The organism is Halomonas pelophila (genome assembly GCF_040196315.1).
GTDB classification, from domain to species: domain Bacteria; phylum Pseudomonadota; class Gammaproteobacteria; order Pseudomonadales; family Halomonadaceae; genus Halomonas; species Halomonas pelophila.
Map to the genome: position 1 here is coordinate 241,686 of NZ_JBEGCI010000001.1, position 21,297 is coordinate 262,982.

Here is a 21,297-nt window from a genome sequence, read left to right on the forward strand (position 1 = left end):
GTTCACTCCTCCTGAAGAGTCGGGATTCGCTGCAGCTTGCGGTCTCCGGCGGTGCCGGGGTCATGGGTCTCCACGCCGCCCTTGCCCGCGGCCAGGCGCGCCGCCTTCTCATAGCGCTTGCGGCGCTTGATCACCGGCGGGCAGCGCTGGTCGTCGTGGTAGGTGATCTGGCAATCGAGACAGTAGTGACACTCGTTGGCATTGATGTGGCCGTCGGGGTGGATGGCGGCCACTTCGCATTCGTTGGCGCAGATCTGGCAGGGGCTGCCGCAGTCATTGCGGTGCCGCTTCAACCAGTCGAACAGTCGCAGGCGGGCGGGGATGGCCAGGCCGGCTCCCAGCGGGCAGACGTAGCGGCAGTAGAACTTGTGGTTGAAGGCCGAGATCGCCACCAGCGCCAGGGCGTAGAGCAGAAAGCCCCATTCGCGCTGGAAGCGCAGGGTGATGGCGGTCTTGAAGGGCTCCACTTCGGCGTAGCGCTCGGCGGTACCGAGCGAGTGCAACGAGACCGCGAACAGACCCAGCAGGAGGATGTACTTCACCGCCCAGAGGCGCTCGTGGAGCCCGAAGGGCACCTCGATCTGCTTCACGCCCAGCTTGCGGGCGGCCTTGTTGACCAGGTCCTGCAGTGCCCCGAAGGGGCACAGCCAGCCGCAGAAGACGCCGCGGCCCCACAGCAGCAGGCTGACCGCCACGAAGGACCAGAGGATGAACATCATCGGGTCGATCAGGAAGGAGCCCCAGCTGAAGCCGCTGATCAGCGAATTGGTGAACGTCAGGATGTTGACCACCGAGAGCTGGGCCAGGGAGTACCAGCCGATGAACACCAGGGTGTAGACCAGGAAGCCCAGGCGCAGCGGGCGCAGGATCCGCGGATGGCGCGCCAGCACGTCCTGGAACAGCATGACGATCGTCAGCACGATGAGGCCGGCTCCCAGCACGCCGATCTGGAACGCTTTGTCGCGCCACACCTGGACCCAGATCGGCTCCTCCACCGGGGGCTCGGGGCGGTCGATGTAGGCCTCGGGGACGCTATAGTCGGCGCTGAAGCGGCGGAACTCGGTGTCCAGGGGGCCGGAGGCACGGCGCACCAGCAGCTCCAGCTGCCAGGGCCGGCCGGGATCGAAGGCGACGTCCTCACGGACGATGAAGATGTCGCGCTCGTCGAGGCGCGGTGCCCCCGCGATGTCCAGCCTGCCCAGGCGGATATGGTCGCGGTCGTGAAAGCTGACCCTGGTGTTGCCCTGAGAGAGCTCGATGCGATCGAAGATGCCGCCGCGCACGTAGCCCGAGCCCTTGAAGGAGTAGTCGCCGCGGCCCATGACCGCGATGGCGTGCTCGCCCTCCTCCAGCTCGGCCATCAGCTGGTCGTACTCGGTGTCGCCCAACAGATTGCGGCCGGCCGTGGGCGGGTTCAGGTAGGTGGTGAAGAGTTCGATGAAGGTCCGATCGGCCGGCTGCGGGGTGTGCAGGTAGTCCTCGGCGGGGCTGCCGGCGAAGGCGGAGTCGACCTCGCCATGGGTCAGGTGCAGGCGGCGGATGGTGCCGTCGCCGGTGAGCGTCGCCCAGTCGGCGGGCTCGAAGACGTCTTCCCGGACCGTTGCCGCCGGGGCGGCGGAGGGGTCGGCGATCAACCCCTGTTCCGCGGCGACCTGCCGTGCAGCTCGGGTGATGGTGTCGCTGACGACGATGACGGTGACCGTGGCGCCGGAGATGGCGTCCAGTTCCTCACCGATCTTGAGACGGTCGTTGACGTGGGCGGGCACGTGGGCGTCGGCGAAGCCCTCGAGCTTCGACTCGGGGATGCCCACCAGCATGATGGGTTCCTCGTGGCCGAGGATGTCGGCCTGGACGATACGCCCCTCGAGGTCGATGCCCAACAGCAGGTTGACCGGCTTGCCCGAGTAGGCCGGGATCGGCGCCACGTCGACGCTCTCGAAGGCATAGCCGATGAGCTCGTCGCCGGCGTACACCTCGCTCACCGGCCACTGGGACTCGGCGGCTGCGAGCCGATCACTCTCCGGGAACCCCTCGCGAACCTGCGCCAGCTCGAGGGCGTGCAGCGATGAGGAGAGCAGCAACAGGCCAAGAGTAGCTAACAGCCCGAGCCAACGGGCTGCGATTCTGCGGCGTATCGACATGGCGGCTCCCCGAGGAAAGAGCTTGGGAAGGGCGGGCATGCCGCCCTTCGGGCAGTGGGCCGGCCCGAGGCCGGCCGGGGCTTCAGGGCGTGAGGCTGGCGTAGTAGGCGGCAATATCGGCGATATCCTCGTCGGACAGCGCCTGGGCCTGGGGGGTCATCATCGCGGACATGCCGCCGCCGCGCTCGCCGGCCCGATAGGCCTTGAGGGCGCTCACCAGGTAGTCGGCGTTCTGACCGGCGAGGTTCGGATAGATGGGGGCGGTGGCCTTGCCGTCGGTGCCGTGACAGGCGGCGCAGGCGGCGACCTTGCCCTCTCCGGCGGCGGCATCACCGGCCGCCTGAGCGTCCAGGGCGAGGAAGGCGCTGCCCAGCAGGGCCACAGCGATTAACGACTTCATAATGTACCTCCAAAATGCATCTTTAGCTGTTTGAAAAAGGCCTGTCCCGGGCAGACGCCGCGCCAGGCGAGTCATTTCATGATGCCAGCTGCCATCGAGATCCGGCTTGACGTGCATCATGTTCAGCCTAGACACCCGGCAGCGACTCGGCCCGTCAATTCAGATTCCCGCCCACCAACGGTAGCCGCGATCCTCCCAGTAGCCGCCCCGGCCTCGGCCGAGGTGCGCGAAGCTCGACACCAGCTCCAGGCGCATCACGTACTTGGCCATCTTGTAGCCCAGCTGGCGCTCGGCGCGCAGGCGCAGGGGCGCGCCGTTGGCGATGGGCAGGTCGCGGCCGTTGAGGTCATAGGCCAGCAGGGTCTGCGGATGGTAGGCCTCGCGCAGGTCGAGGCTCTCGTAGTAGGGCTCGCCCCCGCGGTAGCGATCCGCAGAGTGGAAGACCACGAAGCGCGCCTCGTCACGTACCCCTACTCGGGCCAGCACCTCGCCGAGCACCGCGCCGGTCCACTGGCCGATGCAGCTCCAGCCCTCAACGCAGTCATGGCGGGTGATCTGGGTGCGGGCGGGCATCGCCCGCAGGTCGTCGAGGGAGAAGGCCTGGGGCCGCTCGACCAGGCCGTCGACCTCGAGGCGCCAGTCGCGGAAGTCGTTGGCGGCCAGTCGCTGGTAGTCGGCTTCCCGGGGCATTGTCGTGCCGTTGGCGCGAAAGGTCGGGGCGATGTCGTCGGGGGCGTATTCCCGCGCCAGGGCCTCCCGGGAGGCCAACAGGCGATGGGCTTGCTGGGTCACGCCTTCGCTGGCGGCGAACAGGCGCTGCATGGCGTCGCTGCGGGAAAGTTGGTCACAGCCCGCCAGCATCAGCGTGCCGCCGGTCAGCAGGCCGCGGGTCAGGAAGCGGCGGCGGCCGGGATCAGTGGGATGCGTCATCGCGGGTCTCCTTTTTCGTCGGCAGAGCATGGTCCGGAGGCAGGGCATAGCGCCCGGTGATCATCGAGCGCAGGTTGTTGCCGAGGCCGGAGACCAGCACCAGCAGGATATGCACCACGAAGAAGGCCAGCAGCGCGGCGGCGGCCAGGAAGTGCAGGGTACGGGCACTCTGCCGGCCGCCGAAGAGATCCAGCAGCCAGGGCCAGGCGGCATCCATGGTCGGCGACATGGTCAGCCCGGTGAGCACCACCAGCGGCGCGACGACGAACAGCACCACCAGGTAGGCCAGCTTCTGCAGCAGGTTGTAGTGACGCGCCTCCTCGCCGCGCGGGAAGCGCAGCCTCAGGTGATCGGTCACGGTGGTACCGACCTGGCGCCACTCCCTGCGTCGCGGCAGCAGGCGACGCCGAAGCTGGCCGCTGGCCACCAGGTACAGCAGGTAGGCGGCGAGCAGGGGGGCGAAGACCCAGCCGGCGAGGAAGTGCCACTGGCGCCCCATGGCCAGCCAGCGGGGGCCGGGCAGCGTGGCCCAGGCGGGGAAGGCGCGACGCTCGCGATCGGTGCTTGGCCCCGAGACGCCCAGCACGCCGGTGGTGTCGACGCGCAGGTCGCCGATACGGGTGATGCCGCGCAGCGAGCCGTCCTCATCGCGCTCGGCGCCGATCGACAGCGCCGGGGCCTCGAAGGTGGAGTCCTTGCCCCAGTACAGGGCCGGATGGGCATTGAAGATCTGCAGGCCGCTCATCAGCAGGATCGCCAGGCAGACGACGTTGATCCAGTGCCAGAGGCGGGTGAAGGCCGAGTGACGCTTGATCACCGTCGGCCGGGGAGCTTTGCGGGTGTCGTCGAGGAGTCGCACGGGAATGGCCCTCCATCAGTGAGGCGGGAAGCATGACCGGCCGCCAGTCGATCCGGCCGGTCAGGGGGCGGTGAGCCTCACTTCTCGCCGTCGTCTTCCATCATCGAGTCTTCTTCCTCCATCATCGAGTCCTCTTCCTCCATCATCATGCCGTCGTCGCTTTCCGATGACATGGCGTCGCCGGCCATGGCGTCATCTTCGCCCATGGCATCCTGCTCCATGCCTCCACTCTCCGACATGGCCTCGCCATGGGAGTCCGCCAGGGCAGCGGTCGGCAGCAGCAGAGCGCCGAGCAGGATGGCGAACAGGGCAGTCCTGGAATGGGTTGGCTTGAACATTTCACACCTCCGGGGGTGGTCTGGCCGTCGGCGGGATGCCGTGACGGCACCTGTCACGCTAGTCAGTCCCCCTGGGCGATTCATCACGAAATCATCACGGGCCGAAGATTGGCGTGAGGGTTGCGTGATGCAGCCCCCGGCCGGTCGCTCTACAGTAGAGACCGAGCCTGACTTCGGAGTCCGTCTGCATGCCCTACCGGATCCTCTGCGTCGAGGACAATCCCGAGATCGGCAAGCTGCTCAGCGAGCGCCTCGCCGAAGCCGGCCATCGCTGTGACTGGGTCACCGACGGTGAGACGGCCCTGGCGGCCCTGGAGGATGCGACGTCGGGCAGCGCCTATGACCTGGTGATGCTGGACCTGATGCTGCCGGGCATCGACGGCCTGGAGGTGTGCCGCCGGCTGCGGCGTCGCGACAGTCATACGCCGGTGCTGATGGTGACCGCCAAGGCCGCCATTCGCGACGTGGTGCTGGGGCTCGAGCTCGGGGCCGACGACTATGTCACCAAGCCCTTCCACATGCCGATCCTGATGGCTCGGGTCCAGGCCCTGCTGCGGCGCGGGTCGCGCCAGGCAGAGGGGGACGACGGCATCGTCGATACTCCACCGCTGGTCTGCGGGGCCCTGGTCATCGATGCCGCCCAGCACCGGGTCACTCTCGACGGCCATCCGGTGCAGCTCACCGGCAAGGAGTTCGCTCTGCTCTCGCTGTTTGCGCGTCATCCCGGCCATGGCTTTACCCGCGCTGAGCTGCTCGACCGGGTCTGGGGTGAGGAATTCGATGGCTATGACCATACCGTGAACACCCATATCAACCGACTGCGCAAGAAGATCGAAGCGGATCCTGCCCGGCCGTGCTTCATCCAGACCGTCTGGGGCGTGGGCTATCGCTTCGTCGACCCGACGACGGAGGACGAGGAGGCATGAAGAACCTGCTGCGGCGCCTCGGGCACAGCCTTTATGCGCGTATCGCTGTGGTCTACCTGACCAGCCTGCTGCTGCTGTCGGTGGCTGCCGCCTGGATCGCCATCAGCCAGTTCGACCAACTAGGGCGCGAACTCCAGCAGCGCCAGGCGCTCGATCTGGCCGACAACCTCGCCCGCGTCATGCGTCCGGGGCTCGACGCCGGGGCCGACAGTGACGCCGCCCGGCAGATCGCCCGGCACATCGCCTCGATCAACCCCTCCCTGTCGCTGTACGTGCTCGATACCGAGGGAGAGGTGATCGCCGACTTCACCGAGTCGGCCTGTGGTTCCGGGTATCGGGTGGAGCGCGAATCGCTGGAGGCCCTGCTCGGCGAGGCCCCCATGCTGCCGGTGCTGGCCGCCACGCCCTGCGGCGAGCGGCCCGGTATCTTCTCCGTGGCCCGGATCACTCATGGCGAGGCCCGGCGACCCGGCTACCTGTATGTCGATCTCAACAGCGCCAGCCATGCCTCGATGATGGCCATGCTGCGCACCAGCTCGATCACCCGCACCCTGGTTGCGGCCGGCCTTCTGGCACTGCTGATCTCCGGCGTCTTCGGCCTGGTCTGGTTCGCCCTGCTGACCCGGCGCTTCTCTCAGCTGACCACGGCGGTGCAACGCTTCGCCGAGGGCGACTATGGCGAGCGGGTCGCGGTGCCCCGCGACGACGAGATCGGCCATCTGGCGGGGGCCTTCAACGACATGGCGGGCACCATCGAGGCCCAGCTCGAGGCCCTGCGCGAAACGGACCGGCAGCGCCGCGAGCTGGTTGCCAACCTGTCCCATGACTTTCGCACGCCGCTGACCTCGCTGCGCGGCTATGCCGAGCTGCTGCTGGCGCGTGACGAGGTATCCCCCGGGGAGCGGCGACGGGCGCTAGGTGCGATTCTCGACAATGCCGATCGACTGACGCGCCTGGCCCAGCAGCTGTCCACTCAGGCTCGGCTCGATGCCTATGACAGGCCGCTGCAGTGCGAGCCGTTCTCGCTGGCGGAGCTCGCCCATGACATCGTCGGCGAGTTCCAGCAACAGGCCCGCCAGCTTGGGGTTTCGCTCGAGGTGATCGGGGACCCGCTGCAGCCCTGGGTCGAGGCGGATCTCGGCCTGATCGATCGTGCCCTCTCGAACCTCGTCGAGAACGCCCTGCATGCGACCCCCGAGGGGGGCAGTGTCAGGCTGGAGCTCGGCGAGGAAAGAGAGGGGATCAGGCTGTCGGTCGTCGACAGCGGGATCGGCATCGCCCCCGAGGAGCTGTCGCTGGTGACGCAGCGGTTCTATCGCACCCGGGGCAGCCAGGCGCGGGGGGAAGGCTCGGGGCTCGGCCTGTCCATCGTGCGCGAGATCTGCGAGCGCCACGGCACCACCTTGTCCATCGACAGCCACGAGGGGGTGGGCACCCGGGTCAGCCTGCTGCTGCCCTATGTCGTGGAGCCAGGGGCCTGAGCGGACGGCGGGGTCGGGTCCTCGATCTGCAGTAGCTGGATCAGCCCGCTGCGCTGGGGACCGAGCAGGTCGGCCAGGGTGTAGCGATCGAGCACGGCGAGAAAGGCGGCGAGGGCCTCGGCCAGGATCGGCTTGAGCCGGCAGGCGGGGGTGATCACGCACTCATTGCTGTCACCGAAGCACTCGACGAGCTCGAGGTCGCGCTCGGTGGCGCGTACCAGTTCGCCCAGCGGAATGCTCTCGGGGCTGCGCTTGAGCACCAGGCCGCCGTTCTTGCCGCGAATGGCGGTGAGGTAGCCCTGGCGGTTGAGGTCCTGCACCACCTTCATCAGGTGGTTGCGGGAGATCTCGAAGCGTTCGGCGATCTCGTTGATGGTCGAACGCTCCTCGCCCTTCACGGCCAGGAAGAGCAGTACTCGCAGCGAATAGTCGGTGAAACGGGTCAGGTGCATGGAAATCCCGGCGCGTCGGGCGCCTTGCTGGGCTGGATGGGCGGAAAAGCGCGCCATTCTATCACTATGCCAATCTGAGCTGCTGCGCGGCGGCATTCGGTCACGGGGGCTTCCGCTCGGGCAGGATTGGCAAGGCCACTTTTAAGATGTACTTTACATGCATGTTCAAGCTCCCTGTCAATGCGCCAGGTCAATTTTCGGGCGTGCGCCGGCCCGAGCGGCGTACCGCCTGGTCGCTGTTCTTTCCGCTCGCCGCCCTGCAGGCGGCGCTGTCGCTGCCGCTGTCGCTGGCGGCGATGGTCACCGGGTCGGAATGGCTGTCCGGGCTGGCGACGCCGGCCGCCCATGGACGGGAGCTGCTGTTTGGCTTCGCCCTGGCGGTGATCGCCGGCTACCTGCTGGGACCGCTGCCCTCACGGCGACTGACCCTCCTGGCGGGGCTGTGGCTGCTTGGACGCCTCGGGTGGCTGGCCCTGCCCATGGCCTGGCCGGCGCTGCTGGCCGATGCGGCCTTCGCCCTGCTGCTGGCCGTGGGGGTGGTGCCGCGCTTCATGGCCGCGAAGAAGTGGCGAAACCGCCTGCTCTCCCCGCTGCTGGGGCTGCTCTGCCTGCTGGCCGTGGCCAGTCTCGCGGTGCGCGGGCTCGCCCCGGGGCTGCTCTCGCCGCTGCTCCATCAGGGCGTGCTATGGCTGCTGTTGCTGATGGTCTTCATGGGGGGACGGGTGATCGCACCGGTGGTCAATGGCCACCTGATGGTTCGCGACCGGGCGGCGGGGAGCGGCGTGCAGCCGCGGTTGGAAGCCGCCCTCCTGGGCCTGCTGGTGGCCGTCGGCGTCACGTTCACTCAGCGCGCGCTGTGGCCGCTGGCCGGCGTATTGCTCGCCCTGGCGGGCCTGATGATCCTGGTGCGCCTGTGGCGCTGGGCGCCCTGGCGGCTGCGGGACCGCCCCGACCTGCTCGCCTTGCTGCTGGGCTACGCCTGGCTGGGAGTGGGGGCATGGCTCATGGCGGCCGATCTGCTGGCCGGAACCGCGCCGGCGGCTCGACTGCATGCCGTGACGGTCGGGGCGCTCGGCACCCTGGCCAGCGCGATCATGCTGCGCCAGGCCATCCTGAGGGCCAAGGGGCATCCGGCTGGTGAGCCTTGGCTGGCGGTCCTGGCGGGTCTGTTTGCCCTGGCGGCCGGGCTGCGGCTCGCCATGCCCCTGGCGGGGAGCGGCTGGCACCTGCTGCTATGGGGCTCGGCCGGCTGCTGGAGCCTGGCCTGGCTGCTGGTGGCCTGGCGACTGCGGTACTGGTCACGCCGGGCGGCGATGCGCACCGCGGCGCGAGCCGCGACGCCGACGGCGGCAACTTGATCTGGGTCAGCTACCCCTTCGAGGGTACCGACGCGCGCGGTCGCGGCTGGCATAATTCGCCCAACGGTGACGGCTGCGGCCGCCGCCCTTCGGTTCAAGAGGCTCGATTCGCTCATGCAAGATACCCTGCCGTTCATCCGTCCGCTGGTCGAGAAGTACGATCGCCCCGGCCCGCGCTACACCTCCTATCCCACGGCGCCGCAGTTCCAGGCGGCCTTCGCCGAGGATGACTACCGGGCCGCCGCCGAGCGCAGCAACGCGGCACAGTCGCCCAAGCCGCTGTCGGCCTACGTGCACATCCCCTTCTGCGAGAGCCTCTGCTACTACTGCGCCTGCAACAAGATCATCACCCACAATCGCGAGCGGGCGGCGGAGTACCTGGCCTGGCTCAAGCGGGAGATCGAGCTGCAGGGGGCGCTGTTCGACGAGACGCGGCGCATGACCCAGCTGCACCTGGGCGGCGGCACCCCGACCTACCTCGACAACGACCAGCTCGGCGAGCTGATGGCAGCGCTGGACGCGGCCTTCCACTTCGCCGCCCCCGAGGAACGGGAGTTTTCCCTCGAGGTCGACCCGCGCACCGTGACCCCCGCGCAGATCCATGAGCTTCACGCCCTGGGCTTCAATCGCCTGAGCTTTGGCGTGCAGGACTTCGATACCCGGGTGCAGGAGGCGGTCAACCGTATCCAGAGCGAGGAGCAGGTGCTGGAGCTGGTGGCGGCGGCCCGGGAGGCGGGCTTCAAGTCGGTGAGCGTCGATCTGATCTACGGCCTGCCGCTGCAGACCGTGGCGAGCTTCGACGCCACCCTGGACAAGATCATCGCCCTGCGCCCGGATCGCATCGCCACTTACAGCTATGCCCACCTGCCGGAGCTGTTCAAGGCGCAGCGGCTGATTCGCCCCGAGGACATGCCGCCCCCGGAGCGCAAGATCGAGCTGCTGGAGCTGATCATCCGCCGCCTCACCGCGGCGGGCTATGTCTACATCGGCATGGATCACTTCGCCCTGCCCGAGGACGAGCTCTCCCTGGCCCGCGAGAACGGCACCCTTCAGCGCAACTTCCAGGGCTACTCGACCCACGCCGACTGCGACCTGATCGGCCTGGGCAACACCGCCATCGGCAAGGTCGGCGACAGCTACAGCCAGAACGTCAAGGAGACCGCCCAGTACCAGGCGCGCCTCGAGGCGGGTCGGCTGCCGGTGATGCGCGGCTACCGCCTCAACGCCGACGACGTGCTGCGCCGGGACGTGATCAACGCCCTGATGTGCCATGGCCGCATCGACTTCGCCGAGATCGAGGCGGCCCACGACATCGTCTTCCGCGACACCTTCGCCGAGGCCCTCGAGGAACTCGAGGAGATGGTCGATGACGGCCTGCTGGCCATCTCCGACGCCGCCATCGAGGTGCTGCCCGCCGGGCGGCTGATGATGCGCAACGCCGCCATGGCTTTCGACGCCTACCTGAGCCACAGCACTGGGCGCTACTCGCGCACCGTTTGATTCCGGCGGTCCATCACGCTTTCAGTGATTTAGCTCGCCCAACGCAGCGCGGCGCCCCTCGGGGCGCCGCGCTGCGTTTCGGCCTTTCGATCTCGCGCCCAGGGCTCAGCAGACGCCCTGCTCGATCATGGCATCGGCGACCTTGCGGAAGCCGGCGATGTTGGCGCCCAGCACCAGGTTGGTGGGGTCGTCGAACTCGGCGGCGGTCTCGGCGCACTGGCGATGGATGTTGGCCATGATCTCCTTGAGCTTGGCGTCGACCTTCTCCAGCGGCCACTGCTCCATGCTGCTGTTCTGCGCCATCTCGAGCTGGCTCGTCGCCACGCCGCCAGCGTTGGCCGCCTTGCCAGGGCCGTAGGCGATCTTCGCCGCCAGGAAGCGATCCACGGCCGCGGCGGTGGAGGGCATGTTGGCGCCCTCGCTGATGCAGGTCACGCCGTTGCCCAGCAGCGTCTCGGCGTCGGCCTCGGTCAGCTCGTTCTGGGTGGCGCAGGGGAAGGCCACGTCGCCCTGGAGCCGCCACACCGCATGGCCATCGGCCGGGTAGTCGTCCACGGAGATGTAGCGGGCCTGGGGGTGCTGTGCCAGGTAGGCCTCCAGCGAGGTGCGCTGGACCTCCTTGAGCTCGCACAGCAGCGCCAGGTCGATGCCGCGCGGGTCATGGAGGGTGCCACGGGAGTCGGAGCAGCTGACGGGAATCGCGCCGAGCTCAAGGAGCTTCTCGATGGTGTAGATGGCCACGTTGCCGGCGCCGGAGACCAGGCAGGTCTTGCCGGCGAGGGTCTCGCCGCGCGCCTCGAGCATGTTCTCGGCGAAGTAGACGGCGCCGTAGCCGGTGGCCTCCTTGCGCCCGATGGAGCCGCCCCAGTTAAGGCTCTTGCCGGTCAGCACGCCCTCGTAGCGGCCGGTCAGGCGCTTGTACTGGCCGTAGAGGAAGCCGATCTCGCGCGCCCCCACGCCGATGTCGCCGGCCGGCACGTCGGTGGTCGGGCCGATGTGGCGGTAGAGCTCGCTCATGAAGGCCTGGCAGAAGCGCATGATCTCGCCGTCCGAGCGCCCCTTGGGATCGAAGTCCGAGCCGCCCTTGCCGCCGCCGATGGGCAGGCCGGTGAGGGCGTTCTTGAAGATCTGCTCGAAGCCCAGGAACTTGATGGTCCCCGAGGTCACGCTGGGGTGGAAGCGCAGCCCGCCCTTGTAGGGGCCGAGGGCCGAATTGAACTGGATGCGGTAGCCCTTGTTGACCTGCACCCGGCCGGCGTCGTCGGTCCAGCAGATGCGGAACATGATCTGCCGCTCGGGCTCGACGATGCGCTCGATGATGTTGTGATCGAGGTAGTGGGGGCTGCGCTCGAAGAGCGGGCGCAGGCACTCGAGCACCTCCTCGGCGGCCTGGTAGAACTCGGTCTGTGCCGGGCTGCTCTTGCGCAGGGCCTCGAGGGTGTCGTGAACGTAGGGCATGGGGCGATTCCTGTGCGCTGGAAAAAGGTTCCACGCACTATAAGGCAATGCACCATTATGCAGCAAGCGCATGGGTCATGCGGGGATTGGGCATGGTATTGACGCGAAATACCTTCAAAATCGCAAAAAACTGTGCACCAAGATAAAGCATTAGGGTTTTTTAATTAATGATGAGTCAACGCAGGTGCCCGATTTGGGGCGCGTGAGTCATCGAGGAGCCGGGTAGACGCCGGGGGTGGCGAGAGAGAGGCGAGGGAGGCGCCGGCGCCGGGCGAGGCAAGCGTCGGGAGGGACTCGGAGGGCGAGGGCAGGTGACGCAGCGCGCGGGGGTGACCCCCTTCTTGGAACCGGCCCGCCGCCCCGTCGCGGCCCATTCGAGGCGCGCCGTGAAGGGGCTGGGGCGCCCGAAACGGCCGCGAGGCGTCATCGCCTGCGTTGAGGCAATTCCTGCACATCTTGTGCTTGAGTCTTTGCGGTGGTCTATATATGGTACGCAGCCCTCGGGGAGCGCGGTGCTGGCGACGGCTTGACGCACGTCAGTGCAGGCGGTTTAGATGCCCCCTAGGATGAGCGCTCCGGCGGCCCAGTCGCCTCGACGTCATCAGGAGAATTCTCATGTCTCTGCCCCATCCGCCGTTGTCGCTTTTGCGCCCGCCCGCCCCGAGCCGCCTGATCCGCGCCCTGGACCCCCGGGTGCCGCTGGGCGTCAAGCGCCGGCTGGTGGAGCCGCTGCTCAACCGCACCTTCGCCGAGCCGCTCGCGGAGGGCGAGTTCGATGCCCTGGAGGGGCGTCGGATCAGCCTGACCCTCGAGGATCTCGGCGTGACGTTGACCCTGAGCCTCGCGGACCAGCGCCTGCTGCTCTGCCGTGAGCCCGGCGAGGCGACCATCCGCGGTGGCTGGCGCGAGTTTTTATGCCTGGCCACCCGGCGCGAGGATCCCGATAGCCTGTTCTTCCAGCGTCGCCTGCTGATCGAGGGCGACACCGAGCTTGGCCTGACGGTCAAGAACCTGCTCGACGGGCGCGAGGAGGGCCTCGCCCAGGGTCGCCTCGGCGAGTGGCTGCTGCGCCTGGAGCGTCTCACGGCACGCGATCGCTGATCTCGCCGCCCGCGTCCGCCGCGCAGGCCCGACTTTTCTATTGATATCGACTCACCAAGACACCGCTCTGGAGACCCCGACATGAGCACATCCGCCAAGGCCGTCAAGACCTCCAACGAGGTGCCCCTGCAGGTGCCTTCCCGCGATATCTGGGACGCCAAGTATCGCCTCAAGGACCGTCACGGCCACCCCGTGGACAAGGACGTCCACGCCACCTGGGACCGAGTTGCCAAGGCCCTGGCGGCGGTGGAGGGCGACCAGGCCGAGGCGTGGCTGCCGAAGTTTCGCTGGGCGCTGGAGAACGGCGCCATCCCGGCCGGGCGGATCATGTCCAACGCCGGCGCCGAGGCCTACAAGCCGGCGGTGAGCCTGATCAACTGCACCGTCTCGCGCACCATCCGCGACTCCATGCACGACATCCTCGACTCGGTGGTGGATGCCGGCATGACCCTCAAGGCAGGCTGCGGCATCGGCTACGAGTTCTCGACCCTGCGCCACAAGAACGCCTTCGTGTTCGGCGCCGGCGCCGGCACCAACGGCCCGCTGGCGTTCATGGATATCTACGACAAGATGTGCTTCACGGTGGCCTCGGCGGGCGGGCGCCGCGGCGCCCAGATGGGCACCTTCGACGTCGGCCATCCCGACGTGAAGAGCTTCATCGAGGCCAAGCGCGAGGCGGGCCGGCTGCGCCAGTTCAACCTCTCCTTGCTGATCACCGACGAGTTCATGGAGGCGGTGAAGCAGGACGCCGACTGGCCGCTGGCCTTCCCGCTCCACCCCGGGGAGAAGGACGACGTCGAGGAGAGCGAGCTGATCTACCGCGACTGGCCGGTGATCGAGGAGGGCTACACCGTCGATGACGAGGGGCGCGTGGCCTGTCGCATCGTCGAGGTGATCCAGGCCCGCGAGCTGTGGGACACCATCATGGCCTCGACCTACGACTTCGCCGAGCCGGGCTTCATCCTGATCGACCAGGTTAATCGCATGAACAACAACTGGTTCTGCGAGGAGGTGCGGGCGACCAACCCCTGCGGCGAGCAGCCGCTGCCCCCCGAGGGCGCCTGCCTGCTCGGCTCGGTGAACCTGACCCGCTTCGTCATCGAGCCCTTCGGCAAGAAGCCGCGCTTCGACTGGGAGCGTTACCGCCAGGTGGTGGCGATCTTCACCCGCATGCTCGACAACGTGGTCGAGATCAGCGGCCTGCCGCTGCCGGGCCAGCGCCGTGAGATCGAGGCCAAGCGTCGCCACGGCATGGGCTTCCTGGGGCTGGGCTCGACCCTGACCATGCTCAAGATCCCCTACGGCTCGCCGGAGTCGCTGGCCTTCACCGAGGAGGTCAGCCGCAACCTGGCCCTCGAGGGCTGGAAGCAGGCGTTGGAGCTCGCCCGCGAGAAGGGCGCGGCGCCGGCACTCGCTGAGGACTACGAGATCACCCCGCGGATGATGCGCGAGCGCCCCGAGCTCAAGAAGGACGGCTACGAGGTCGGCGACAAGGTGCCGGGCCGCATCCTCCACGCCCGCTACAGCCGCTACATGCAGAAGGTCGCCGAGGTGGAGCCGGAACTGGTGGCGCAGCTCGCCGAGCACGGCGCGCGCTTCACCCACCACAGCTCGATCGCCCCCACGGGCACCATCTCGCTGTCGCTAGGCAACAATGCCTCCAACGGCATCGAGCCGTCGTTCTCGCACCGCTACTTCCGCAACGTCATCCAGTCGGGCAAGAAGACCAAGGAGCAGGTCGAGGTGGTCTCCTTCGAGCTGGCCGCCTATCGCCACTTCATCGCCGCCGAGGCGGTGGAGAGCGACCTGCCCGACTACTTCATCACCGCCGACGCGGTGAGCCCCAAGCAGCACGTGGCGGTGCAGGCGGCGGCCCAGGTGTGGGTCGACTCGGCGATCTCCAAGACGGTCAACGTGCCCACCGAGTTCCCCTTCGAGGAGTTCAAGGACCTCTACCTGGACGCCTACGCCAGCAAGCTCAAGGGTTGCACCACCTTCCGCTTCAACCCCGAGGCCTTCCAGGGCGTGCTGGTGCGTGAGGACGATCTCAAGAACACCACCTACGTCTTCGAGCTGGAGAACGGCGAGACCGTCGAGCTCGCCGGCGACGAGAAGGTCATCTACGACGGCGAGGAGCACAACGCGGCGAACCTCTATGACGCGTTGAAGGAAGGCACCTATGGCAAGTGGTAAGCCGCGACCTACTTCGCTAGCCGAGGCGGCCGTGAGTGGCCGTCACTCGAGCGTCAACGCACACTGTTCCGGAGGAGCCTCCTGATGGCCGTCGAGATCAATTCCAAGATCGTGTCCTACAGCGTCAAGAAGGCGGTGGAAGAGCCGCCGCTGGCCGAAGAGAACCCGCTCACGGTGCGCATCCCCTCGCGCCCCGAGGGCACCCTGGAGGCCGTGTCGGAGAAGATCTCCTACGTCGGCGCCGAGGGGCGCAAGAAGGTCTACCTGCTGGTGTCATTCATGCCGGTGGAGGGCGTGGTCAACGGCAAGCGCGTGGTGATCGAGCGCCCGGTGGAGTTCTTCTTCCCCTCGGGTCAGCTCTCCAGCGAGCACCAGTGGATCACCGCGACCATGCGCAGCCTGTCGCTAGCCGCCCGGGGCGGCTACGTCACCCAGGCGGTGGCCGACCTGCGCAAGGTGGCCTGGGACAAGGGCCTGGTGCGCTGCGGCATGAACCGCTGGGGCAAGCCGGTGTTCCACGACTCCGAGGTGGCGGCCATCGCCTGGTCGATCCAGCAGATCCTCTACCGCCGCGGTTTCCTCGACCAGGACGGCAATCAGGTGCCGGTGGAGGAGCTGGTCGCCCGCTACGCCCAGCGCCTGGCGAGCGGCCATCCCTGGCACCCGCCCACCCCGGAGGAGCTCGAGCAGGCCGAGCGCCAGGCGCAGGAGCACAGCGGCGGCGGCCCTGCCGTGGTCGGCCACTGCCCCGAGTGCAACGGCGAGCTGATCATGATGGACGGCTGTCCCACCTGCTACTCCGGCTGCGGCTGGTCCAAGTGCGGCTGACAGCAGTGCAGTCAAGATGGGCGCGGCTTTGCCCTGAATGCTGATGGCGCATCGCTGACCGTCAGCCGTTGGAACGCAACGCCCCGGGTCACGAGAGTGGCCCGGGGCGTTGTGGTTCGATGAGTTGTGGTTCGATGAGTTGTGGTTCGATGCGTGGTGGCTCAATGCTCAGTGGGCACTGGCATCACCTGCGACCACGCTGTGCACCTCCTCGAGGTAGTGCACGTAGTTCACGTAATGGTCGACGAACTCCCGGCCGAGCTCGGGGCTGTCGTCGGCTCGCTGCTTGGCTGCGAGGGTAGCCTCGAAGTCCGAGCGGGCCTGCTGTTCGAACGTCTCGACCACCCGCGCCAGGAAGGCATCGATCTCACCCTCTTCCAGCGCGCGGTCGGCCGCCTGGATGGCAGGATCGATGTCGCCTGCCGGTTTGATGCCGGTGAAGGGGGCGCCTTCCGAGGCACGGTGAATCTCGACCAGGGTGGCAAAGAACTGCCGGTCGGCCAGCTCCCGGGCGTCGTCGCCGAGCTCCCGGACTTCCAGTGTCTTGTCGAAGCTCTCCGATAGTGCGGTTTCCTCCTTGGCCGGTACCCACTTCAGCAGAGGGCTGATATCGCCCGAGTCGAGCGCCTGTTGCGCTTCCGTGAGCAACGGGCCGTCCATGGCGTCGCAGTGGGCGAGCGCCGGGGTCGCCAGCGGCAGGGCAAGGGCGGAGGCGGTGATGATGGCCAGCAGATGCTGGCGAAGGGGAAGGGTCATGGTGTGGTGCTCCGAAGTCATGGATGGGCCAGTCGAGTGGCTGATCGACCGTGCCTTCATGCTAGGGAGTCGAGGGGCCCGGGTCGTTCGGCAGCACGCGGTCGAACTTTCAGAAATTTCCCGTTTATCAGCGGGTTGAAGGTTCTGTTATCGGTTTCGCAAGGTCGAACGCCGAAGGGGGATGGCCATGACCCCCAGGCGGCTGTCACCGGGCTCGGTAGGCGCTTGGGGTCATGCCGGTGGCCTTCTTGAAGGCCGTGTTGAAGACCGACTTGGAATTGAAGCCGGAGTCGTACATCACCTGCAGGATGGTGGTGCTGGCCTCGGCTGCCTGCAGTCGCCGGCGAGCCTCGGCGACGCGGTAATCGCTGACGAACTCGAAGAAGTTCTTCTCGAGCCCCCGGTTGATCGTTTCTGACAGCTCACGTGTGGGCACGCCCAGCTGGCGGGCCAGCTGTTCCACGGAAAGGTTGGCGTCCAGGTAGGGCCGCGCCTCGCTCATGTGGGTCGCGAGGCGGCTCAGCAGTGCATCATCCACGTCTTCCTGTGGCGCGCCTCGGTCGTCGTCGCTCCGGGTGAGGCGTGCTTCCTCGGCGCTCAGCCCCGAGAAGACGACGGGCTGGCGCAGGGCGTGGATGAGCAGGTAGTTGATGAACAGGAAGCCGGTCACGGCACCAGTGGCGGAGACCCACTGGGCGCTGGCGCTGCTCTTGAAGACATGCGCGGAGAGGCAGTAGAGCAGGCTGAGGGTCCAGACAAAGGCATAGCCGATCAGTAGCGTGCGCAGCCAGGCCAGCTGCTTGTTCTCCAGGTTGGAGAAGAGCTGGCGCAGCGTGGTGCCGAAGCGGCCGAGGGCACGAATGGTGGCCCACAGGTAGCCCAGGAAGACCAGGTGGATGGCCGCGGCCAGCAGGGGAGAGGTCAGCACGCCCGGATGGTCACGACTCATCAGTATCTGGAGCTTCACCTCGCCTGGCTGCAGGTAGTACTCCACCAGGAAGATGGCCGAGACCACCCAGAACGGCAGGGTATGGATAGCGTGCTCGGGAACGAGCCGGAAGTCCCGGTACATCAATGATTGCGCATATAGATAGAGCAGGCCCGCCTGGAGCAGGCCGACCAGGGTGCCCAGATAGGCCAGGTTGGGGTGCCGCAGGGCGACCCCGGTGGAATAGAGGAAGATCTCGCCGAGGCCGGCCGCGAAGGTGAGCACGCTGGCCGCCAGCAGGCGGTTGCTGATCAGCCGAAACGTCCCCGGCAGCAGCAGGAAGGCGGCCAGCCCCAGCGACTGGATGATGCTGGTGGCCAGCAGGATATCGGCTAATGTCAGGTACATGTCGACCGCCCGCCTCCCGCGTTCTCTGGTTGGGCAGCTCGAGGCTGTCGATCGAGCGGCATGGTTCGCTTGAAGCGCCGGGAAGTCAGATCAGGCTAGTTGACTATTCGCCGGTGTCTTTTGACGAGCGTCACATGACCAGATGATTCCCGTGTCTTGATGCCTAGTGGCGCAGTTCCAGGGTCTCGAAGCGTGGCGCAAGCCGGGCGACCAGCGCCTCGAGATCGACCCGGGAGAGGCCGTCGGGCACCGGCGCGGCGTAGCGCGGGTCCAGGCACTGGTTGTGGCGGGCGAGCTGCAGCGCATAGTGGCGCACGCCCCGCTCGGCCAGCGTCAGGGCCAGGCGTTCCACGTCGGCGAGGCTAAAGTCGCGCCCGTGCAGGGTGGTGCGACACTCGAAGGCGACGCCGCTCTCGAGCATTACGTCGAGGCTCTGGGCCAGCCGCGGGGCGATACCGGGGCGCCCGACGATCGCCTCGACCCTGGATGCCTCACCCTTCACGTCCAGCCCCACCCAGTCCAGTGTCGGCAGCAGCGTGGCCAGTCGGTGCGGATAGGCGCCGGCGGTATGCAGCCCCACGGCGAAGCCCAGCGCCTTGACCTCGCGCACCGCCGCGGGCAGGTCTCGGTGCATGACGGGCTCGCCGCCGCTGAACACCACCCCCTCCAGCAGCCCCCGTCGCGCCATGAGGAAGTCGCGCACCGAGGCCCACTCCGCCGCCTCGCCACGTCGCGGGGCGAGCATCTGGGGGTTGTGGCAGTAGCCGCAGGCGAGCGGGCAGCCTTGCAGGAAGATCACGCCGGCCAGGTGCTCGGGAAAGTCCAGGGTGGTCAGCCGGGTCAGTCCGGCGACCGGCAGGTGAATCTCGCGGGGGGCATCCATGGCGTGGCTCTGGTGTGGCGAGGGGGATGTGAACGCCGCCGGGGGCGACCCCCGGCGGCGCGGGATCAGCGAGCGGCGGCGCGCTCGGTGAAGGGGGTGCGCTCGCGGTGCTCGCTGCGCTTGCCGAGGTTGAACTGGCTGACCGGGCGGTGATAGCCCATCACCCGGGTCCACACCTCGCAGGGCTGGCGGCGGTCGGTGGGCAGGGCATCGCGCTGGGTCTGGATCGTTTTCATAAGAATCTCCTAACTTTTTCTGGGCTCCTTCCACACTCCTGCAGGGAGCTGGGCTTTGCCGGCGTTAAGCCTCGGCGAGGGCGCTGTGGCCCCATCCCTGGGCGCTACCTTTGCCATCCATGGCAAAGGATCCTCGCTTCGCCTTGCCCCCGGCGCCCGGCATCACTGGAAGTCTGGCAATAAGAGCTCTCAGTGGGTCTCGGCGCCGGCCACGGCGGCCTGCGCCTGTTGCTCTGCCAGCAGGGCGTCATCGCACGTCGGGCAGAATTCATGCTCGCCGGCCAGGTAGCCATGGACCGGGCAGATCGAGAAGGTCGGGGTGATGGTCAGGTAGGGCAGCCGGAAGCGCGACAGGGCGGTGTGCACCAGCTGCCGGCAGGCGCGCGCCGAGGAGAGCCGCTCGCGCATATAGAGATGCAGCACGGTGCCGCCGGTATAGCGGGTCTGCAGCGGGTCCTGGTGGAGCAGCGCCTCGAAGGGGTCGTCGGTGTGGCCCACCGGCAACTGACTGGAGTTGGTGTAGTAGGGCGCTTCCGGAGTGCCGGCCTGGAGGATCGCCGGGTAGCGCTTCAGGTCCTCCCGGGCGAAGCGATGGGTGGTGCCCTCGGCCGGCGTGGCCTCGAGGTTGTAGAGGTGCCCGGTCTGCTCCTGGAAGTCGCGCATCCGGTCGCGCACCCGGTCGAGCAGCTCGAGCGCCAGCGCCTGGCCCTCGCGGTCGGCGATGTCGTGGGTGTCTTCGCTGAAGTTGCGCACCATCTCGTTGAGGCCGTTCACCCCCAGGGTGGAGAAGTGGTTGCGCAGGGTGCCCAGGTAGCGCTGGCTATAGGGGTAGAGGCCGGCGTCCATCCACCGCTGGATGCACGTGCGCTTGATCTCCAGGCTGTCGCGGCCCAGCGCCAGCAGGCGGTCGAGCTCCTCGAAGAGCCCGTTGCGGTCGCCGGCAAAGCGGTGGCCGAGCCGCGCGCAGTTGATCGTCACCACCCCCAGCGAGCCGGTCTGCTCGGCGCTGCCGAACAGGCCGTTGCCGCGCTTGAGCAGCTCGCCGAGGTCGAGCTGCAGCCGGCAGCACATGGAGCGCACCATGTGTGGCTCGAGGTCGGAGTTGAGGAAGTTCTGGAAGTAGGGCAGCCCGTACCTGGCGGTGAGCGCGAAGAGGCGCTCGGCGTTGTCGCTCTCCCAGTCGAAGTCCTGGGTGATGTTGTAAGTGGGGATGGGGAAGGTGAAGACCCGTCCCTGCCGGTCGCCCTGTGCCATCACCTCCAGGTAGGCGCGGTTGAGCAGGTCCATCTCGGCCTGCAGCTCGCCGTAGGTGAAGGGCTGCTCCTCGCCGCCGATGATCGGCACCTGGTCGCGCAGGTCCGCCGGGCAGGTCCAGTCGAAGGTCAGGTTGGTGAAGGGCGTCTGGCTGCCCCAGCGGGAGGGCACGTTGAGGTTGTAGATGAACTCCTGGAGCGCCTGGCGCACCGCGGGGTAGTCCAGGCCGTCCCGTCGCACGTAGGGCGCCAGGTAGGTATCGAAGGAGCTGAAGGCCTGGGCGCCGGCCCACTCGTTCTGCAGGGTGCCGAGGAAGTTGACCATCTGCCCAAGCGCGCTTGTGAGGTGGCGCGGCGGGGCGCTCTCGGCCCGGCCGGGCACGCCGTTGAAGCCCTCGATGAGCAGGGTGCGCAGCGACCAGCCGGCGCAGTAGCCGGTGAGCATGTCCAGGTCGTGGATGTGCAGGTCGCCCTCGCGATGGGCCCGGCCGACCGCCTCGGGATAGATCTCGTCGAGCCAGTAGTTGGCGATCAGCTTGCCGGAGACGTTGAGGATCAGCCCGCCCAGGGAGTAGCCCTGATTGGCGTTGGCATGGACGCGCCAGTCGGCGCGCTGCAGGTATTCATCGACGGTGCTGGCGACATCGACTCGCGCCTTGTCGCGACGGGGAGAAGTCGCGGATTTGTCTATATGTGCCATTAACCTCTGCCCTAAACACTATATATGGTGTGTGAAGGCTAATCGCTCGCGCCGGTGAGGGACATGATCCAGGTCAGCAAAGCGTCGCTCGGGGCGCGTGGCGGAAAGATAACGACGGGCAGGGGGAGGCGCTGCCGGTCACGGGGCCGTCGGCAAGCCGTTCAGGCG

The 21,297-nt window shown here is 67.6% G+C and carries 19 protein-coding genes; 7 read left to right on the forward strand and 12 right to left on the reverse strand.

Annotation, left to right across the window (positions count from 1 at the left end; genetic code table 11):
- Positions 1–2: 2 nt before the first annotated feature.
- From nosR to ABE957_RS01135, 5 genes are all read right to left on the reverse strand, one after another.
- Positions 3–2,141: a transcriptional regulator NosR gene (gene nosR, locus ABE957_RS01115; protein ID WP_349756803.1), complete on the reverse strand. Its 2,139-nt coding sequence runs from the start codon at positions 2,139–2,141 to the stop codon at positions 3–5.
- A gap of 82 nt (positions 2,142–2,223) precedes the next feature.
- Positions 2,224–2,541: a c-type cytochrome gene (locus ABE957_RS01120; RefSeq protein WP_349756804.1), complete on the reverse strand. Its 318-nt coding sequence runs from the start codon at positions 2,539–2,541 to the stop codon at positions 2,224–2,226.
- Between the two features lie 159 nt (positions 2,542–2,700).
- Positions 2,701–3,471: a molybdopterin-binding protein gene (locus ABE957_RS01125; RefSeq protein WP_349756805.1), complete on the reverse strand. Its 771-nt coding sequence runs from the start codon at positions 3,469–3,471 to the stop codon at positions 2,701–2,703.
- The gene (locus tag ABE957_RS01130; RefSeq protein WP_349756806.1) at positions 3,455–4,330 is read right to left on the reverse strand and encodes a cytochrome b/b6 domain-containing protein; all 876 of its coding nucleotides are present in this window, start codon (positions 4,328–4,330) and stop codon (positions 3,455–3,457) included. The genes ABE957_RS01125 and ABE957_RS01130 overlap by 17 nt, the downstream gene beginning before the upstream one ends.
- 77 nt (positions 4,331–4,407) lie before the next feature.
- Entirely contained in the window at positions 4,408–4,668 is a 261-nt protein-coding gene (locus ABE957_RS01135; protein WP_349756807.1) for a hypothetical protein, read from the reverse strand.
- A gap of 188 nt (positions 4,669–4,856) precedes the next feature.
- On the opposite strand from ABE957_RS01135, the gene ABE957_RS01140 reads away from it, so the two are divergent.
- The gene (locus ABE957_RS01140; RefSeq protein WP_349756808.1) at positions 4,857–5,594 is read left to right on the forward strand and encodes a response regulator transcription factor; all 738 of its coding nucleotides are present in this window, start codon (positions 4,857–4,859) and stop codon (positions 5,592–5,594) included.
- A complete protein-coding gene (locus ABE957_RS01145) occupies positions 5,591–7,075 on the forward strand; it encodes a sensor histidine kinase (protein ID WP_349756809.1) in 1,485 nt (494 codons plus the stop codon). Before ABE957_RS01140 ends, ABE957_RS01145 begins: the two co-directional genes overlap by 4 nt.
- Here the strand turns inward: ABE957_RS01145 and ABE957_RS01150 are convergent.
- Positions 7,051–7,527 carry an RrF2 family transcriptional regulator gene (locus tag ABE957_RS01150; protein WP_349756810.1) on the reverse strand — a complete coding sequence of 159 codons (477 nt, stop codon included), beginning with the start codon at positions 7,525–7,527 and terminating at the stop codon, positions 7,051–7,053. The genes ABE957_RS01145 and ABE957_RS01150 overlap by 25 nt on opposite strands.
- A 161-nt stretch (positions 7,528–7,688) precedes the next feature.
- Here ABE957_RS01150 and ABE957_RS01155 point away from each other — a divergent pair, with 161 nt between their 5' ends.
- Positions 7,689–8,885, forward strand: a complete 1,197-nt coding sequence (locus tag ABE957_RS01155; protein ID WP_349756811.1) for an NnrS family protein — start codon at positions 7,689–7,691, stop codon at positions 8,883–8,885.
- 114 nt (positions 8,886–8,999) lie between these two features.
- Positions 9,000–10,385 (forward strand): oxygen-independent coproporphyrinogen III oxidase, encoded by a 1,386-nt coding sequence (hemN, locus tag ABE957_RS01160; RefSeq protein ID WP_349756812.1) that lies wholly within the window; start codon positions 9,000–9,002, stop codon positions 10,383–10,385.
- A 105-nt stretch (positions 10,386–10,490) separates the two neighbouring features.
- Here hemN and gdhA read toward each other — a convergent pair whose 3' ends face one another.
- Positions 10,491–11,843: an NADP-specific glutamate dehydrogenase gene (gdhA, locus tag ABE957_RS01165; protein WP_349756813.1), complete on the reverse strand. Its 1,353-nt coding sequence runs from the start codon at positions 11,841–11,843 to the stop codon at positions 10,491–10,493.
- 615 nt (positions 11,844–12,458) lie between these two features.
- Between gdhA and ubiT the strand changes: the two genes are divergently transcribed.
- The 3 genes from ubiT (at position 12,459) to ABE957_RS01180 (ending at position 15,965) form a co-directional block, all read left to right on the forward strand.
- Positions 12,459–12,944 carry a ubiquinone anaerobic biosynthesis accessory factor UbiT gene (ubiT, locus tag ABE957_RS01170; RefSeq protein ID WP_349756814.1) on the forward strand — a complete coding sequence of 162 codons (486 nt, stop codon included), beginning with the start codon at positions 12,459–12,461 and terminating at the stop codon, positions 12,942–12,944.
- Positions 12,945–13,025: 81 nt separating this feature from the next.
- Positions 13,026–15,137, forward strand: a complete 2,112-nt coding sequence (locus tag ABE957_RS01175; protein ID WP_349756815.1) for an adenosylcobalamin-dependent ribonucleoside-diphosphate reductase — start codon at positions 13,026–13,028, stop codon at positions 15,135–15,137.
- 84 nt (positions 15,138–15,221) lie between these two features.
- Positions 15,222–15,965 carry a ribonucleoside-diphosphate reductase gene (locus tag ABE957_RS01180; protein ID WP_349756816.1) on the forward strand — a complete coding sequence of 248 codons (744 nt, stop codon included), beginning with the start codon at positions 15,222–15,224 and terminating at the stop codon, positions 15,963–15,965.
- 168 nt (positions 15,966–16,133) lie between these two features.
- On the opposite strand, the gene ABE957_RS01185 is transcribed toward ABE957_RS01180, so the two are convergent.
- The 5 genes from ABE957_RS01185 to ABE957_RS01205 form a co-directional block, all read right to left on the reverse strand.
- Positions 16,134–16,721 (reverse strand): DUF6448 family protein, encoded by a 588-nt coding sequence (locus ABE957_RS01185; protein ID WP_349756818.1) that lies wholly within the window; start codon positions 16,719–16,721, stop codon positions 16,134–16,136.
- A gap of 205 nt (positions 16,722–16,926) precedes the next feature.
- The gene (locus ABE957_RS01190) at positions 16,927–18,057 is read right to left on the reverse strand and encodes an AraC family transcriptional regulator (protein ID WP_349756819.1); all 1,131 of its coding nucleotides are present in this window, start codon (positions 18,055–18,057) and stop codon (positions 16,927–16,929) included.
- 163 nt (positions 18,058–18,220) lie between these two features.
- A complete protein-coding gene (locus ABE957_RS01195) occupies positions 18,221–18,940 on the reverse strand; it encodes an anaerobic ribonucleoside-triphosphate reductase activating protein (RefSeq protein WP_349756820.1) in 720 nt (239 codons plus the stop codon).
- A gap of 65 nt (positions 18,941–19,005) precedes the next feature.
- The gene (gene nrdD / locus ABE957_RS01200; RefSeq protein ID WP_349756821.1) at positions 19,006–19,176 is read right to left on the reverse strand and encodes an anaerobic ribonucleoside-triphosphate reductase; all 171 of its coding nucleotides are present in this window, start codon (positions 19,174–19,176) and stop codon (positions 19,006–19,008) included.
- Between the two features lie 189 nt (positions 19,177–19,365).
- Entirely contained in the window at positions 19,366–21,129 is a 1,764-nt protein-coding gene (locus ABE957_RS01205) for a ribonucleoside triphosphate reductase (RefSeq protein ID WP_349756823.1), read from the reverse strand.
- Positions 21,130–21,297: the final 168 nt, after the last annotated feature.

What these genes read in the sequence shown, in the direction of transcription:
- nosR (WP_349756803.1), bottom strand. Translation starts at nt 2,141, where the DNA reads ATGTCGATACGCCGCAGAATCGCAGCCCGTTGGCTCGGGCTGTTAGCT.
- ABE957_RS01120 (WP_349756804.1), bottom strand. Translation starts at nt 2,541, where the DNA reads ATGAAGTCGTTAATCGCTGTGGCCCTGCTGGGCAGCGCCTTCCTCGCC.
- ABE957_RS01125 (WP_349756805.1), bottom strand. Translation starts at nt 3,471, where the DNA reads ATGACGCATCCCACTGATCCCGGCCGCCGCCGCTTCCTGACCCGCGGC.
- ABE957_RS01135 (WP_349756807.1), bottom strand. Translation starts at nt 4,668, where the DNA reads ATGTTCAAGCCAACCCATTCCAGGACTGCCCTGTTCGCCATCCTGCTC.
- ABE957_RS01140 (WP_349756808.1), top strand. Translation starts at nt 4,857, where the DNA reads ATGCCCTACCGGATCCTCTGCGTCGAGGACAATCCCGAGATCGGCAAG.
- ABE957_RS01145 (WP_349756809.1), top strand. Translation starts at nt 5,591, where the DNA reads ATGAAGAACCTGCTGCGGCGCCTCGGGCACAGCCTTTATGCGCGTATC.
- ABE957_RS01150 (WP_349756810.1), bottom strand. Translation starts at nt 7,527, where the DNA reads ATGCACCTGACCCGTTTCACCGACTATTCGCTGCGAGTACTGCTCTTC.
- ABE957_RS01155 (WP_349756811.1), top strand. Translation starts at nt 7,689, where the DNA reads ATGTTCAAGCTCCCTGTCAATGCGCCAGGTCAATTTTCGGGCGTGCGC.
- hemN (WP_349756812.1), top strand. Translation starts at nt 9,000, where the DNA reads ATGCAAGATACCCTGCCGTTCATCCGTCCGCTGGTCGAGAAGTACGAT.
- gdhA (WP_349756813.1), bottom strand. Translation starts at nt 11,843, where the DNA reads ATGCCCTACGTTCACGACACCCTCGAGGCCCTGCGCAAGAGCAGCCCG.
- ubiT (WP_349756814.1), top strand. Translation starts at nt 12,459, where the DNA reads ATGTCTCTGCCCCATCCGCCGTTGTCGCTTTTGCGCCCGCCCGCCCCG.
- ABE957_RS01175 (WP_349756815.1), top strand. Translation starts at nt 13,026, where the DNA reads ATGAGCACATCCGCCAAGGCCGTCAAGACCTCCAACGAGGTGCCCCTG.
- ABE957_RS01180 (WP_349756816.1), top strand. Translation starts at nt 15,222, where the DNA reads ATGGCCGTCGAGATCAATTCCAAGATCGTGTCCTACAGCGTCAAGAAG.
- ABE957_RS01185 (WP_349756818.1), bottom strand. Translation starts at nt 16,721, where the DNA reads ATGACCCTTCCCCTTCGCCAGCATCTGCTGGCCATCATCACCGCCTCC.
- ABE957_RS01190 (WP_349756819.1), bottom strand. Translation starts at nt 18,057, where the DNA reads ATGTACCTGACATTAGCCGATATCCTGCTGGCCACCAGCATCATCCAG.
- ABE957_RS01195 (WP_349756820.1), bottom strand. Translation starts at nt 18,940, where the DNA reads ATGGATGCCCCCCGCGAGATTCACCTGCCGGTCGCCGGACTGACCCGG.
- nrdD (WP_349756821.1), bottom strand. Translation starts at nt 19,176, where the DNA reads ATGAAAACGATCCAGACCCAGCGCGATGCCCTGCCCACCGACCGCCGC.
- ABE957_RS01205 (WP_349756823.1), bottom strand. Translation starts at nt 21,129, where the DNA reads ATGGCACATATAGACAAATCCGCGACTTCTCCCCGTCGCGACAAGGCG.